The 15,400-nt window shown below is 47.7% G+C and carries 10 protein-coding genes; 7 read left to right on the top strand and 3 right to left on the bottom strand.

Annotation, left to right across the window (positions count from 1 at the left end; all coding sequences use genetic code 11):
- Positions 1-76 precede the first annotated feature (76 nt).
- The 4 genes from hrpA to GGR41_RS11630 are packed head-to-tail and all read left to right on the top strand — an operon-like array spanning position 77 to position 9,248.
- The gene (gene hrpA / locus GGR41_RS11645; RefSeq protein ID WP_167662009.1) at positions 77-3,862 is read left to right on the top strand and encodes an ATP-dependent RNA helicase HrpA; all 3,786 of its coding nucleotides are present in this window, start codon (positions 77-79) and stop codon (positions 3,860-3,862) included.
- Between the two features lie 20 nt (positions 3,863-3,882).
- Entirely contained in the window at positions 3,883-7,362 is a 3,480-nt protein-coding gene (gene dnaE / locus GGR41_RS11640; protein ID WP_167662008.1) for a DNA polymerase III subunit alpha, read from the top strand.
- Complete coding sequence (locus tag GGR41_RS11635; protein WP_167662007.1) at positions 7,362-8,453, top strand: glycosyltransferase family 4 protein; 1,092 nt, start codon at positions 7,362-7,364, stop codon at positions 8,451-8,453. The genes dnaE and GGR41_RS11635 overlap by 1 nt, the downstream gene beginning before the upstream one ends.
- Before the next feature lie 21 nt (positions 8,454-8,474).
- Positions 8,475-9,248, top strand: coding sequence for a glycosyltransferase family 2 protein (locus tag GGR41_RS11630; protein WP_167662005.1), 774 nt, complete (start codon positions 8,475-8,477; stop codon positions 9,246-9,248).
- A 9-nt stretch (positions 9,249-9,257) separates the two neighbouring features.
- On the opposite strand, the gene GGR41_RS11625 is transcribed toward GGR41_RS11630, so the two are convergent.
- Positions 9,258-10,022: a YdcF family protein gene (locus tag GGR41_RS11625; protein WP_167662004.1), complete on the bottom strand. Its 765-nt coding sequence runs from the start codon at positions 10,020-10,022 to the stop codon at positions 9,258-9,260.
- 9 nt (positions 10,023-10,031) lie between these two features.
- Positions 10,032-10,979 carry a glycosyltransferase family 9 protein gene (locus tag GGR41_RS11620; protein WP_188372625.1) on the bottom strand — a complete coding sequence of 316 codons (948 nt, stop codon included), beginning with the start codon at positions 10,977-10,979 and terminating at the stop codon, positions 10,032-10,034.
- Positions 10,980-11,068: 89 nt separating this feature from the next.
- On the opposite strand from GGR41_RS11620, the gene msbA reads away from it, so the two are divergent.
- Complete coding sequence (gene msbA, locus GGR41_RS11615; RefSeq protein ID WP_371019929.1) at positions 11,069-12,856, top strand: lipid A export permease/ATP-binding protein MsbA; 1,788 nt, start codon at positions 11,069-11,071, stop codon at positions 12,854-12,856.
- The gene (locus GGR41_RS11610; RefSeq protein ID WP_167662002.1) at positions 12,853-13,281 is read left to right on the top strand and encodes a hypothetical protein; all 429 of its coding nucleotides are present in this window, start codon (positions 12,853-12,855) and stop codon (positions 13,279-13,281) included. Before msbA ends, GGR41_RS11610 begins: the two co-directional genes overlap by 4 nt.
- Here the strand turns inward: GGR41_RS11610 and rng are convergent.
- The gene (gene rng, locus GGR41_RS11605; protein ID WP_167662001.1) at positions 13,268-14,728 is read right to left on the bottom strand and encodes a ribonuclease G; all 1,461 of its coding nucleotides are present in this window, start codon (positions 14,726-14,728) and stop codon (positions 13,268-13,270) included. The genes GGR41_RS11610 and rng overlap by 14 nt on opposite strands.
- Positions 14,729-14,959: 231 nt before the next feature.
- Between rng and GGR41_RS11600 the strand changes: the two genes are divergently transcribed.
- Positions 14,960-15,142 (top strand): hypothetical protein, encoded by a 183-nt coding sequence (locus GGR41_RS11600; protein WP_167662000.1) that lies wholly within the window; start codon positions 14,960-14,962, stop codon positions 15,140-15,142.
- Positions 15,143-15,400: the final 258 nt, after the last annotated feature.

Here is a 15,400-nt window from a genome sequence, read left to right as displayed (position 1 = left end):
ATGATGTGATGAATAGGGGTGAACAAAGACAAAACCAAAATTATAATGATGGACTGATTACGAAAAAACGAATTTCATGCATAAGACCTTAGAACAATCAACTGAACCTTTTCCTTTTCCAGATATTCTCTACCCAGAGGATTTACCAGTTAGTGCGCGTCGCAATGAAATAGCCGAAGCCATACAAAACCATCAAGTCGTTATTGTAAGCGGTGAAACCGGTTCAGGGAAAACCACACAGCTGCCTAAAATTTGCTTAGAGCTTGGCCGTGGGCGTAAAAAAATGATTGGGCATACCCAGCCACGTCGTATTGCAGCGACTTCCGTCGCCTATCGTATTGCTGAAGAACTTAAAACAGAAATCGGTGAATGGGTAGGATATCAAATTCGCTTCACAGATAAAACCAGCCCGCACTCTGCAATTAAGCTTATGACCGATGGGATTTTGCTTGCAGAAACCCAGCGCGACCCGTTACTGCGAGCTTATGACACCATCATTATTGATGAGGCCCATGAGCGCAGCTTAAATATTGATTTTTTGTTGGGCTTTTTACGACAGCTCATCGACAAGCGAAGTGATCTGAAAATCATTATTACGTCTGCCACTATTGATGCTAAGCAGTTTTCTGAGCATTTCGCAGTAGGTGGCAAGCCTGCCCCAATTATTGAGGTCTCTGGTCGGCTCTATCCTGTTGAAATACGCTATCGTCCCATTTTGACGGATAAAGCTAACGAACATGGTGATAAAAAAACTGAGACCGAAGAACGTGATTTAAATGATGGCATTCTTGATGCCGTGCACGAATGCCAACGTATGGGTAGTGGTGATATCTTAGTATTTCTGCCCGGCGAGCGTGAAATTCGCGAAGCCGCTGATGCATTACGAAAACAAAACTTAATTGGCACGGATATTCTGCCTTTATATGCACGCTTAAGTCATGCCGAACAGTCGCGTATTTTTAGACCCCAAGGCAATGCAAGACGAGTCGTCTTAGCGACCAACGTGGCTGAGACCTCTTTAACCGTACCGGGTATTCGGTATGTGATTGACAGTGGCTTAGCACGAGTAAAACGTTATTCGTGGCGTAACAAGGTTGAACAGCTTCGTATTGAACCAATTAGTCAGGCTTCAGCTAGTCAGCGTGCGGGGCGGTGCGGGCGTGTAGGCCCGGGTGTATGCATTCGGCTCTATGACGAGGCCGATTTTAGCCAACGCCCACCTTTTACGGATCCAGAAATCCTACGTTCCTCGTTAGCGTCTGTCATCTTACGCATGAAAGCATTGCGTTTAAACGAGGTCGAAGATTTTCCCTTCGTCGATGCGCCTTCTGGGCGCGCCATTGCTGACGGCTATCAGCTCTTACAGGAAATCGGAGCCATTGATGACCAACGCACACTCACCGCGATTGGTAAAGAGGTCTCTCGGTTGCCGGTTGACCCACGTATTGCTCGTATGATCTTAGCGGCCCGCGATCAACAGTGTTTAAACGAAATGCTAATTATTGCTTCCGCGTTGTCCGTGCAAGATCCGCGTGAGCGGCCGCTAGAAAGCCGTGACGTCGTCGAACGAGCGCATCAGGTTTTTGTAGAGGCTCAGTCCGAATTCTTGTCCTACCTTAAAATGTGGCAATGGTACGGGGACCAGGTAAAAAGCCGTCTCTCACATCGTAAGCTGGCCGCTACCCTCAAAGAACGTTTTTTATCGCCCATGCGCTTTAGAGAGTGGCGCGAAGTCCACAAGCAGTTATTAACGTTGGTGCGTGAACAAAAATGGCGTCTTAACGAGACCGAGGCAACGTATGAGCAAGTTCACCTGTGCTTGCTGACCGGTTTACTAGGAAATATTGGTCACAAAACCGAAGACAGCCATGTATACCAAGGTACGCGTGATATTCGTTTTTACTTGCACCCTGGGTCTACCTTAGGCAAAAAAGCTGGCCGTTGGGTGTTGGCGGCAGAGCTAGTCGAGACCACGCGTTTATATGCGCGTTGTGTCGCTCGGATTGAGCCAGGTTGGATAGAGCGCGTTGGCGAGCATTTGCTTAAGCGCACCTGGTCTGATGCCCGATGGGAAAAGAAAGCGGGTCGAGTGGTTGCTAATGAAAAAGCCACGTTATATGGGTTAACGATTTACAGTGGGCGTCGGGTTCACTATGGCCGCATTAATCCCGTTGAAGCAAGAGAGATTTTTATTCGCGATGCGCTAGTGGGTCTAGATATTCAATCACACCTACCCTTTATTAAGCACAATCAGCAGCAAATTGAAGCCATTGAACGCTTAGAGCATCGAGCTCGTCGACCTGACATTCTTGTAGATGATGCCTTAATTTACGCTTTTTATGATCGCTTGCTGCCCGCTGACATGTACCAAACCGCTACGCTAGAGCGCTGGTATAAAAAGTTAAGCCCAACCAAAGCCAAAGAGCTCGAGCTACATCGAGATCAACTGATGCAGCACGAAGCCGCGGGGGTAACCACCGATGTGTTTCCTCGTAGCATTGAGTGGAAAGGCGTTAAGCTCAAAGCTGATTATCACTTTGAGCCAGGCTCAGTACGCGATGGCTTGACCGTTACTGTGCCGTTATTCCATTTAAACCAGATTGATGCCGAACGAGCAGAGTGGCTTGTGCCCGGTATGTTAAAGGAAAAGGTTCAGCATCTATTGCGTTCCTTGCCCCAACGATTACGACGTAGCTGTGTACCGATTCCGGATTATGCTGAAGCCTTTCATGCGCGTTGGTTTGACCGTGCCCACGCCCCATCCAAAAGCTTGATCGACGCCTTAATCGACGATGTCTGGCAGCAAAAACGCGTACGTTTACAGCCCTCTGACTTTAAGTTGGAAAATGTACCGCCCCATTTGCTAATGAATTTCAAAGTTATTGATGAGCATGGGCGTATGTTGTCGGGGGGGCGCAACCTAGATAAATTAAAAACAGAGCATGGCAAGGCGGCTCAGGAATCATTCCAAGAGGTTGCGGTCAAAGACAAATCAGTGGCCAAAGCCTTAGATCACGATCGCATTACCGGTTGGTCTTTTGGCAAGCTACCTGAAATTTTGGAAATACGTCGTAAAGGTCAGGCTGTAGTAGGGTATCCGGCTTTGGTAGACCAAGGCGAATACTGCGAGTTGGATGTGTTTGATGACCAACACGTGGCCCTTAAGCAGCATAAGTTAGGTTTGCGTCGTCTCTTTAGGTTGGCTTTACGTGAAACAGTGCGTTATCAGGAAAAAAACATCCCTGACTTAACGCGTATGGCTATGCTGTATATGAATTTGGGCACCCAAGACGATCTAAGGCAACAAATTATTGATGCGGCCATTGATCAGACGTGTTTGATGGAACCTTGGCCTACTAACGAACAAGAGTTTGAACAGCGAGTTGTCGATGCGCGCCAACGTTTAGGTCTGGTGGCACAGGAAATCGCCAAGCAAGCCTATGTTATTTTACAGGCATGGGCTGAGCTCACCCGTAAACTGGCCGGTTTTAAAGCCCATACTCAGGCTTACGAAGACATTCAGGCTCAACACACACGTTTAATACACAAGTGGTTTATTCGTGATACCGACCCCCAACAGTTAGTGCATTTGCCCCGTTATCTAAAGGCGGCTCAAGTGCGTCTCGATAAATTGCGCACCGATCCCAGCCGCGATCAACGCCTGTTAGGCGAGGTACTGCCTTGGCAGACCAAGTTCTTACGTGCCAAAATTGCCTTAAAAGGGGCAGACGATACGCAACTAGAACGGTTTGCTTGGATGCTTGAGGAACTACGTGTGTCTTTATTTGCCCAAGAGCTTCGTACCCCTATGCCTATTTCTGTAAAACGCCTCGAACGTGCTTGGCACGCCATGCAGTATTAAGATCAATAGAGTTTTTATTTATGAGCACTCCATCATTTGTGCATTTGCGCTGTCATTCAGAGTTTTCGGTCGTGGACGGAATCACCCGAATCTCAGCAATGGTCAGCAAAGCAAAAGAATTCAATCAACCCGCATTGGCGTTAACTGACTTAGGTAACTTATTTGGATTAATTAAATTCTATAAGGCTGCCCGTAAAAATGGTATTAAAGCGATTGCAGGCAGTGATCTCTACCTAGAAAACGAACAAGACAGAGACAAGCCTTTTCGTGTAGCGGTGTTGGCCATGAACCATGCGGGTTATCTGGCGTTATGCGATATCCTCACCAAAGCGTGGCTAGATAATCAGTACAAAGGCCGTGGCGAAGTAAAACGCGAGTGGTTGTATGGCCAAGATGACTTAATCTTGCTTTCAGGAGCGCATCAAGGCGATGTAGGCCAAGCCTTATTATCAGGCAAGCTTGATCAGGCTTGGGCGTGGGCTAAAAAATGGCAGCAGCACTACCCCAATCGCTATTTTCTTGAGCTGCAGCGTGCCGGGTTTGAAGACGAAGAGCGTTATATCCAATCAGCCCTCGGACTGGCTCAAGACATAGGCCTGCCCGTCGTTGCAACGCACCCCATTCAATTTGCCGAGCCCGAGGATTTCCGGGCTCACGAGGTGCGAGTATGTATTGCAGAAGGTGAGCAGTTAGCTAACCCCCGTCGGGTGCGTAAATTTACCCCAGAGCAGTATTTTGTTAGCTCTGAGTTCATGCAGCAACGGTTTGCTGATATTCCTTCAGCTTTAGCAAACACGGTTGAAATTGCCAAACGATGTAACTTAGAGCTAAAGCTAGGTAAGCCTCATTTGCCTGATTTCCCCACCCCCGAGGGCATGAGCTTAGGTGACTTTTTAACGCACGAGGCAGAGCGCGGGCTCGAGTTGCGGCTAGAGCAGCTGTATGCTGACACCGCCGAACGCGATGCCGAGCGCCCTAAATACTTAGAGCGATTACGCTGGGAATGCAAAACCATTATTGATATGGGTTTTCCCGGCTACTTTTTGATCGTCGCTGATTTTATTAATTGGGGCAAGGCTAATGGTGTTCCCGTTGGGCCAGGTCGAGGGTCCGGTGCTGGGTCATTAGTGGCTTACAGCATGGGTATTACAGACCTAGACCCGTTACGTTACGACTTGCTTTTTGAGCGCTTTTTAAATCCCGAACGCGTTTCGATGCCTGACTTTGATATTGACTTCTGTCAAGACAACCGAGAGCGAGTGATCGATTACGTAAAACATCAGTATGGGCGTCAAGCGGTCAGTCAAATTGCCACCTTTGGCACATTAGGCGCAAAAGCGGTGATTCGTGACGTGGGGCGAGTATTAGAGTTGCCATATGGTTTGTGTGATGGCTTATCCAAACTGATTCCATTTAGTCCAGCTGACCCCTGGAGCCTAAGTCGCGCTCTATCCGATGAGCCCGCTTTCAAAGAACGTTATGAAACCGACGAGGAAGTAAAAGCGTTAATTGACTTAGCTAAACCCCTCGAAGGCTTAACGCGCAGTGTCGGTATGCACGCGGGGGGTGTTTTGATTGCTCCGGGCAAGCTCATTGATTTCTGTCCTCTTTATCGGCAGCCAGGCGAGGACGCCAATGCGGTATCGCAGTACGATAAAGACGACGTTGAGGATGCAGGACTCGTTAAGTTCGACTTTTTGGGCTTACGTAATCTGACGATTCTGGACTGGGCCGTCAAATACGTGCGCGAGTTTAACGAAGATAAGAAAGACTTTGACCTCATGGCGCTTAGCCTTGATGACGCAAATGCCTATCAAGTCTTGTGTGATGGCAATACCACCGCTGTGTTCCAGCTTGAGTCGCGGGGCATGAAGGAACTACTGCGCAACTTACGTCCTAGTAACTTTGAAGACATTATTGCGATGTTGGCGTTGTACCGTCCCGGCCCGCTTGAGTCTGGTATGGTGGTTGACTTTGTGAATCGTAAGCACGGTCGAGCCGAAGTGGACTACTTTCACCCCGATCTTGAGTCTGTGCTCGAGAGTACCTATGGTGTGATTGTGTACCAAGAACAGGTCATGCTGATCTCACAAATCATCGGAGGTTACTCGCTAGGGGGCGCCGATTTATTACGCCGTGCCATGGGTAAGAAAAAACCCGAAGAAATGGCCATGCACCGCGAGATATTTGAAAAAGGTGCCGTAGAAAAGGGCTACGATGGCGATTTAGCGGTCAAGCTCTTTGACTTGATGGAAAAATTTGCAGGCTACGGCTTTAATAAAAGTCACTCTGCGGCTTATGCATTAATTGCTTACCATACAGCGTGGTTAAAAGCCTATCATCCGGCCGAGTTTTTAGCGGCAACCCTGTTGTCCGATATGGATGACACCGATAAGATGCAGATCTTTTGGAAAGATGCCTTAGCAAACGGGGTGGCGGTATTGCCTCCAGATGTGAATGCGTCTGAGTACCGCTTTGTACCTGTCAAGGATACCCACAGCGCCCAAGCTAAGCCACCGCGTACGATCCGATATGGGTTAGGCGCTGTAAAAGGGGCAGGCGAGGCAGCCATTCATGCTATTGTGGCTGCCCGACAAACTGGCGGGGCGTTTAAAAGTCTTTTTGACTTTTGTAAACGTGTTGATCGCAGCACCTTAAACCGTCGTACCTTAGAAGCCTTAATTAAAGCCGGTGCCTTTGACTCCATTGACTCAAACCGAGCTGCGCTATTGGCTACCGTGGGTAAAGCCATGGAGGCAGCGGATCAGGCGGCTCGCAATGCCCATCAGGTTTCTTTATTTGATGACACGTCTGATGATTTAATCGAACTCGAGCTAGAGCAAGTACCCGAGTGGGATTTACAAACAAAATTACGGCAGGAAAAAACTGCCCTTGGTTTTTATTTTAGCGGGCATTTGTTCGATGCGTGGCGCGATGAGGTACGTCGCTTTGCCCCACGCCCATTGGCCAATCTAGAGCCATCACGTGAACCACAATGGTTTGCTGGCGTGTTATCGGGTGTTCGGGTGCGCATGACGCGACGCGGGCGGATGCTAATTGCCACCTTAGACGATGGGTCAGCGCAAATAGAGGTCACTATATTTAATGAGGTATTTGAACAAAACCGTCAACGCCTCAAAGAAGACCAACTCATTATAGTCAAAGGAAAAGTCAGCTATGATGACTATTCCGGTGGTTTACGAATCACAGCCGATGAGATCTATGATTTGCAATTAGCTAGAGAAGCCCGTGCGCGCAGCCTGCAGCTTTTGTTGGATGAAAAGAATTACGACACTCAGAAACTGTATCAGATACTGAACCCGTATCGTGCCGAACCAGAAAACAATATTCCTGGGGTAGCGGTTGAGCTGCTTTTGGAAAATAGTCGTTATGAGTGTCAATTACGCTTAGGTTCCGAATGGCGAGTCCGCTTGGCCGATACGATGCTTGAGCAGTTACACGATTGGCTTGGCCAACATGCAGTGGAGATCGCCTACTAATGAACCCGTTACGGATACTTTATGCGAATGCAAGTTTGGATGAGGGTGAGCCTGAACGCTACACGCATAACCTGATGCAAGCGATGCGTGCGCAAGGTCACCACGTCGAGGCCTTATGCCAGCCCAAGGCGCCATTAAAACAACGTCTTGAACAAGACGGATTCCATGTTCATCCATTGCACATGGGCTCAGGCTGGGGTGTTTTACGTACCGTATTGCCATTAAAACGTCTTTTACTATCGCAGCATTTTGACGTGGTTCACACCCAAACCCACCACGATTCATTGTCCGTAGGGCTGGCTGCTCGTCTTGCACGTCACCCCCTCATCGTACGTACTCAGCATTTTGGTCAGTCAGATTCCGCCTTTACAGATCGATGGTTAGCACATGGGGTGATCGCCTTAAGTCACTTTGTGAAAAAAAGTCGAGTCCAAAAAGGAGTAACTGCTTCGCGTATCGAGGTGGTCTATCCGGCGGTCGATACACCATCACTCAACACAACTTCCTTGCGCCAGCGCCTTGGTGTAGCTGACGAGGCGACAATGGTGGGCAGTATGGTGGCTGCTGGCAAAGAAAAAGGGGCCCTAGAACTTATTCAAGCCTTAGCGCCCTTGATGCGCGAGTCGCCTCAGCTCCATCTGGTCATAGCAAATAACACAGATTCAGACGATACCTTAGTGTCGTTTGCCGAACAACTAGACGTACACAAGCAGGTGCATCGCCTAGCGCCAACCGAATCAATCGTGTCTTTTATGGGTGAGCTGGATGTTTTTGCATTAGCCGCACCGACCGAAGCCAGTGCTATCGTGTTTGCCAAGGCCGCGGCTCAGGTGGCCGTAGTGGCCGCTCAGGTTGGTTCGATTCCTGAAATGATAGAGGTAGGGAAAAGTGGCATGTTAGTGCCGGTGCATGACATTGTGGCATTACGTAAGGCATTACAGCGTTTAGTTCAAGACCCCGCTTTACGTCAATCAATGGCAGCAGCGGGTTATGACTACATTGTAGGCTCAGGTCGTTTTACTCAGGCAACCCAGCAGCAACTCACCGAAAGCCATTATCGACAGTGGCTCAGCCAGTACAAACTTTTATAAAAGGTGTGGCGTTAGCGCACTATGTTATCAGTCATCATCATTACCAAAAATGAAGAGGCGCACATTGCAGCGTGCCTAAAGTCGGTGCAATTTGCCGATGAAATCATTGTGTTGGACTCGGGCAGTACCGATAAAACCTGCGAGCTAGCTACGGCACATGGCGCGCAAGTTCACCACACGACAGACTGGCCTGGCTTTGGTGTACAAAAAAATCGTGCCCTCGCATTGGCCACCCATGAGTGGGTGTTATCTATTGATGCCGATGAACGAGTGCCAGAGGCATTAGCCGCAGAAATACAAAGCGTATTGCGGGCCCCTCAAGCCAATGCTTATAGCGTAGCGCGCTTATCCTGTTTTGCTGGCCGATGGATTCGTCACAGCGGATGGTGGCCAGATCGTTTAGTACGCTTGTTTAAACGGGATGCCGGGCGTTTTAAGGACGTGCGCGTTCATGAAAGCGTAGTAGTGGAAGGCCTCGTTGCAGAACTACGTGGTCACTTGCTGCATTATCCCTATGACAGCTTAGAAACCCTTATTACAAAAACCAATTTTTATTCAACGGCTGCTGCATTAAGTCTTTATGAAAAAGGCAAACACATCCCTATTGCTGGCATAGCTCTGAAAGCGTTCTGGACCTTTATACGAATCTATGTGCTACGACGAGGTTTTTTAGATGGTCGAGCAGGTTTTATTTTGGCGGGGGTAGCGGCCTCCGGCAGCTTTTTTCGTTACAGTAAGCTGTGGTTGCTTAACCGCAAAACGAATTGGCAACCTAAGCCGCCGCCAGGTGAATAAAGCGTAGGTTTAGATCCAACTTCGTACCCAATACACCAACAAGCCTGCATACTCTTTAATAATAGACCGGCTCGCGTTCATGGCTTGTAAGCTGGGTTTCCATAAACGTCCTAAATCGTTTTTTGGGGGCGTAATCTGTGGAGCTACGGGGGCCGCAATGACTTCAAGCCCTTCTTTTTCAAAGGCGGCGACAGAGCGTGGCATATGCAATGCCGAAGTCACTAATAAAATTTGGTTTAATTGTAATTTGTGCAGCAGCTCTGCGCTAAATAGCGCATTTTCTTTGGTGGTGTAGCTGCGTTCTTCGATCAAGATATGGTCGTCATTGATTCCATGTTGACGTAAATAGCGCGCCATCACTTGGGCTTCGCTTGTACCGCCATCTAATGCAGCCCCCGAGACCAATATTAAGGGCGCCCGTTGGGCATCAAATAGCTTAGCTCCGCGCTGAATGCGACTTCTCGCTGTACTTGGGTCAAACGCCTCAAACCAGTTAGCTCGATTGTTGGCAGTGTGCCCCCCTAGCACCACAATAGCTTGAGCGTTCGGCATTTGCTCTGCCTGAACGTACTCATAGCGGTTTTCTAAGTGACCGCCTAACCACATAGATGATACCGGCAAGGACCAAAATAGCGCCCAACCGCTGCCAGCTAAGGCAATAAATAAAGCAATTCGTCGCTGTTTGATTATCCAAAGCACCGTAGCAATAAGCAGTAGTGCCACCATGAGGTTGCTGGGAATAATTAACTGAGCCAGATATTGAGCAATACTCATAAATAAAATTTATTTTTTTAAGGTCATTGATTCGATTAAAGGAGTCAGTACCGTTTGAACCGTAGGCCAATGATTAAGGGAGCCAAGACACGTTGCTTGATCAGACCAAGGTCCTGTATGAGCTGGGTCTGTGACGCCAATTAAGGTGAGCTGGGTACTGCCTACGGCTGCCGCCAAATGCGACACACCAGAATCGTTACACACCACCCAATCCACGCTCTTGCAAAGTTGGGCAAACTCAAGCAGAGGTAAAGGCTCTAAACGCATTGCCGAGGGGGCATTCTGCAAAGCCTGGTCAATTTCATTAGGAGGCGGACACATAATTACGTTAACTGAATGCGCTTGCAGCTGCTGAGTTAGCTCTTCAAAATGAGGCCACACCTTGATGCGTCCTTTATGTAACCCTATGGCAGTAGGGGCAATGAGTACATTCCTTTGGGTGGGGTCCAACCCAAATTTAGCAGGATTTGCCGAAGGAACGCCAGCTAAATGTAAGCTTTTAATGGGCGTAGGTGCAATAGAATGTTGCCAGTATTCGGCAGCGCGGTGCGCAAGATAATACCAAGATTCTACCGCATGCAAGCGTGCAGTAGACTTTGCAATTGGCCAGGTTAAGAGCCAGCTACGACCATCGTCTTTATAGCCCGCACAGGGCACACCCGCCCATTTGAAAATTAACGCACTTGACAACGAATCGGGCAGGCTAAGTCCTACTGCTTCGCCATGGCCGTGGTCTTTTTTATGATGTCGTAAGGCTGAGGCATCAGTTTTGAGTTTTCCTGTCATGGGAACAAAGTCGGTTAACGCATACCCAGATAATAACGGTTTAGCCCAAGGCCTAGCGCAAACAATGACCTGATAGTTGCGCGCTAAAAATGCCTCAAGTACAGGCAGTGTCATACATACGTCACCCAGCCAGTTCGGTAAACGTAAATACAAAATAGGGGAAGAACTCATAAAACAAACCTAATGGATGATCTAGCTAGGAGCAGAGAGGCTTAAGCGTTAGAATACGCATATCCTCGAGTATTAAAGTGAGACTTCTGTTGACTAGTTCTAAGACCAGCACACTAAAAAGCAATTTTAATGTGGAAGCCGATATTTGGCGCCGTATCTATGGTCGATTGCGTCCGTATTGGAAAATTACTCTTTTTGCCGTTATTCTCGTTAGCGTGGTATCGGCAACCAAGCCCATTTTAGCGGTGATTATGAAGCCTTTGCTAGACGATGGTTTCACCGGAGCCAAACCGTATTACATTTGGCTAATTCCTCTCTCTGTGGTGGGCATCATGCTCATACGCGGTATGGCGGCTTATGCGAGTAATTACTTGCTTGCCTTGGTCGCTAATAATATGTTGCGCAATTTACGTGCCGAGATGTTTGAGCGCCTTTTACAGCTGCCCGACAGCAAGTTCAAAGAGGGTGATACGGGGCGATTATTAAATCGTTTTACTATTGATGCAGGTACCTTAACGAACGTTGCCACCGAAGTCATTACGGTTTTAGTACGGGAAATTCTGACCGTTGTAGCGCTGATCGCCGTATTGCTTTATATGTCTTGGCAATTAACGCTTATTGTTTTTGTTATGCTGCCCTTGGCGTACGCTACAGCGCGTATCATTTCTAAACGCTTACGGACTATTAATCGTGGCGCCTTAGACATGAATGCTGAGCTCACACGCGTTGTAGGCGAAAGTATCGATGGTCAGCGCGTAGTGAAACTTTTTAACGGCTATCGACGCGAAACAGAGCGTTTTCATTATGTGAACGGGCGGATTCGACGTTTTGCAATGCGTGCCGCCAGTGCCAGTGCAGCCCTTTCCCCCATTACGCAGTTTTTTATCTCTATTGCCGTAGCGGCGGTTATTACGGTAGCGTTATATCAAGCCAGCACCAAAGGTTTAACAGTGGGTGGCTTTGCTGCGTTTATGGCTGCCTTGGTGCAATTGTTTGATCCGATCCGTCGCCTAGCCAATATGGCTGGCACAGTACAAAAAATGCTCACTGCTGCGGAAAGTGTGTTTGCTTTAGTAGACGAGGAGCCAGAGCTAGACCAAGGTACGCGCACCTTAACCGCTCCCATTACTGGAAAAATTGAATTCCGTGGCATCAGTCATCGTTACCCAAGCCAAGATCGGTTAACCATTAATAATGTGTCATTTACCATTGAGCCTGGGCAAACAGTGGCCTTAGTCGGCCGCTCAGGGAGTGGTAAAACGACGCTCGCTAACATGCTGCCTCGTTTTGTGATCCCGACGGCGGGAGAGCTCTTCATTGATGACATTCCCACCAGTGAATTAAGCCTGGCTTCATTGCGCCAATTTCAATCATTTGTGAGTCAAGACGTTGTGCTGTTCGAAGGCACTATCCGCGAAAATGTGGCCTATGGGGCGTTTGAGGAAGTCACCGAGGAGCAAATTTGGCAAGCCCTTGATGCCGCGAATCTCACTCAGTTTGTGCATTCACTTCCTGCGGGACTCGATACGCAAGTCGGTGAGAATGCCGGTCACTTATCTGGCGGCCAGCGCCAACGTCTTGCCATTGCACGTGCGTTAATTAAAAATGCCCCGATTTTGGTATTAGACGAAGCTACCTCAGCCTTAGATAATGAGTCGGAACGTCAAGTTCAACAGTCACTCGAACGCTTGATGACAAATCGCAGCACCCTAGTTATTGCCCATCGTCTTTCCACTGTGCAAAAAGCAGACCGTATTATTGTTTTAGATGAAGGGCAAATTCTAGAGTCTGGCACACACAACGAGCTAGTCGCTTTAGGAGGCATCTATGCCAGTTTGTATGAAATGCAATTTGACTTAACTGAAGGAAAAGCATGAGCACACGAATTTTACTAGGAGCAGGCCTGGCGATATGGCTTGCAGGGTGCGCTAGCACCCAAGAGATTTCCCTAGAGGCCGAAACCATACGGGCGGAAACTAATTTACGCACCACTAAAGTGTTTGCGGATCTGACCTTACCCCAGGTTCAAAGTCGTCTTTATCAGCATCGAGCTCAGTGCGCGGTTGATTTTAACTTTAGCTTGCAACCTAACGAGGTGCACTATGCAACGGTGTATTATGGCTTAGCGGACCAAACAGACCCTAGCGAGCAAGCGTTGTTGGATCTCACCTATTTTGCGAATGGCAAGCTACAAGTAAAAGGGTATACCTATTACAACCGCCAAGCTTTTTTGGTTGATGCCTTTTTGCAAGCCTTAGCAAAACCTGAGCTATGCCCAGCCGCGTCACCTAAAACAAAATAATATCGTATTGTTCTTGCGAGTAATGACTGTCAACCTCTAGTGAAATGGGCTTACCAATAAAATCACCGGTTTGTGCTAGATGTTGACTTTCTTCTTCTAAAAATAAATCCACCACGTCTTGGGACGCGAGGATTCGAAACTCGCGTGGATTAAATTGACGTGATTCGCGTAGGACTTCACGTAAAATTTCATAGCACACGCTGCGAGCCGTTAATACAGAGCCTCTTGATTGACAAGTAGGGCAGGGTTCACAGAGCTGGTTATTAAGAGAGTCCCGTGTGCGTTTACGTGTCATTTCTACTAAACCTAGCTGACTAAAGCCACTAATGGTGATCCGGGTGCGATCCTTGGCTAACGCACTGCGGAGTTCTTTTAATACGGACTCGCGGTGCTCTAGGTTATCCATATCAATAAAATCAAGAATAATAATCCCGCCCAAATTGCGTAGACGTAATTGCCGAGCTATAGCTACGCTGGCTTCTAGGTTAGTTTTAAAAATGGTATCGCCAAAGTTTTTGCCGCCTACATAGCCGCCTGTATTGACATCGACCGTAGTCAGCGCTTCGGTTTGGTCAATAATTAAGTAGCCGCCGGATTTAAGTTCTACACGTCGAGCTAATGCGCGCTGAATTTCTTCCTCGGCACGTACTGTATCAAAGAGGGGGCGGCTACCACTATGATGATGAATGCGCTCAACCAAGGCGGGTGTATATACCTCGGCCCACTCCTGCATTTGTTGAAATACCATCCGGGAATCCACAATGATTTTATCTGTATGGGGCGACGCCACGTCGCGCAAGATACGTTGGTGTAAATGCAGCTCGGTATATAAGGTAGAAGGAGCGCCATGCGTTTTAAGGCGTTGTAATAAAATCCCCCACAGTTTTCTCAAATAAAGACTGTCGGCAATCAGCTCATCATCGGTGGCCATTTCTGCTTGCGTACGCACAATAAACCCTCCGTCTTGATTAGCCGCGAGTTCTTGTACGCGCTCTTTAAGTTCTTGACGGCGTTCTTCCTCGTCTATTTTTTGTGACACCCCTATATGCGGATCGTAAGGTAGGTAAACCAGCATGCGCCCAGCAATACTAATTTGAGTTGATAGGCGCGCCCCTTTAGTACCAATCGGGTCTTTAGTTACCTGCACAATTAATGACTGCCCCTCAAATAAGAGCTTTTCTATGGGTGTGGTAGGTGAACCTTCAAGTCGTTCTTTACGGTTTTGCCGTAAATCAGCCACATGAATAAACGCAGCGCGTTCTAGCCCGATCTCTATAAACGCGCTTTGCATGCCAGGCAGTACGCGTACGACTTTGCCTAAATAGATATTACCGACATAGCCACGTTGAATACTGCGTTCTATATGAAGCTCTTGAACTTGCCCTTGTTCGACCAACGCAACGCGAGTTTCAAAAGGGGTTACATTAATTAGAATATCTTCAGACATAAGTGCACTTATATAGAGAGGGGGAGGAAACACATAGCTTACGGCATTTTACTGAGATAAGGCGAAAAGCCTAAAGGTTCAGGGCAGCACTAACGAGCAGCACAAATAAAAAGAATAGATCTCTTAACCACGCTAGCTGCGTTCAATGTGGTGACTTGGTAAAGCGCTATATGGATTAATTTTAAAATAGGGCTTGCACTTTTACTTTAGTCTTGCTATAGTTTCATTTCTTTGGCGATCGCGGCTTATAAAGCGCAGCAAAAACAAGTCGGTGTTAAAAACCACTTGACGCCAAATAAAAAACAAGTCATAATTCTTTTCTTTCCTAGCCCGCAGGGCAGAAAAAAAGAAAAGCTTGCAAAAATAATTTTTTCAAGTTATGATTTAAAGCTTACCTGCTTAGTCAGGGCTTAAATTGAAGTGCTTTGCCAAGTGTTTTGATTTAAGCGGTGAAATGAAGGTCTTGCAAAAAATGCTTGACAGGTTTTAAAAAACACTTCATAATTCATCTTTCGCTACTTACTGCAACGTTAACACGTTTGTCAGCGTAGCGGCCTAGAAAGAAACCTTCGGGCGTATTTCTTTGCTCTTTAACAATTTAACAGCCGATAAGTGTGGGCGCTTGGAATGAGTGAGCTAACATCCTTTCACGAGGATGCGCCACATAGTTAT

Origin of the sequence: Paenalcaligenes hominis, assembly GCF_011927625.1 — a bacterium.
Taxonomy (GTDB): domain Bacteria; phylum Pseudomonadota; class Gammaproteobacteria; order Burkholderiales; family Burkholderiaceae_B; genus Paenalcaligenes; species Paenalcaligenes hominis.
Note: the sequence above shows the minus strand (reverse complement) of the source record. Positions and strands in the feature narration are given on the sequence as shown.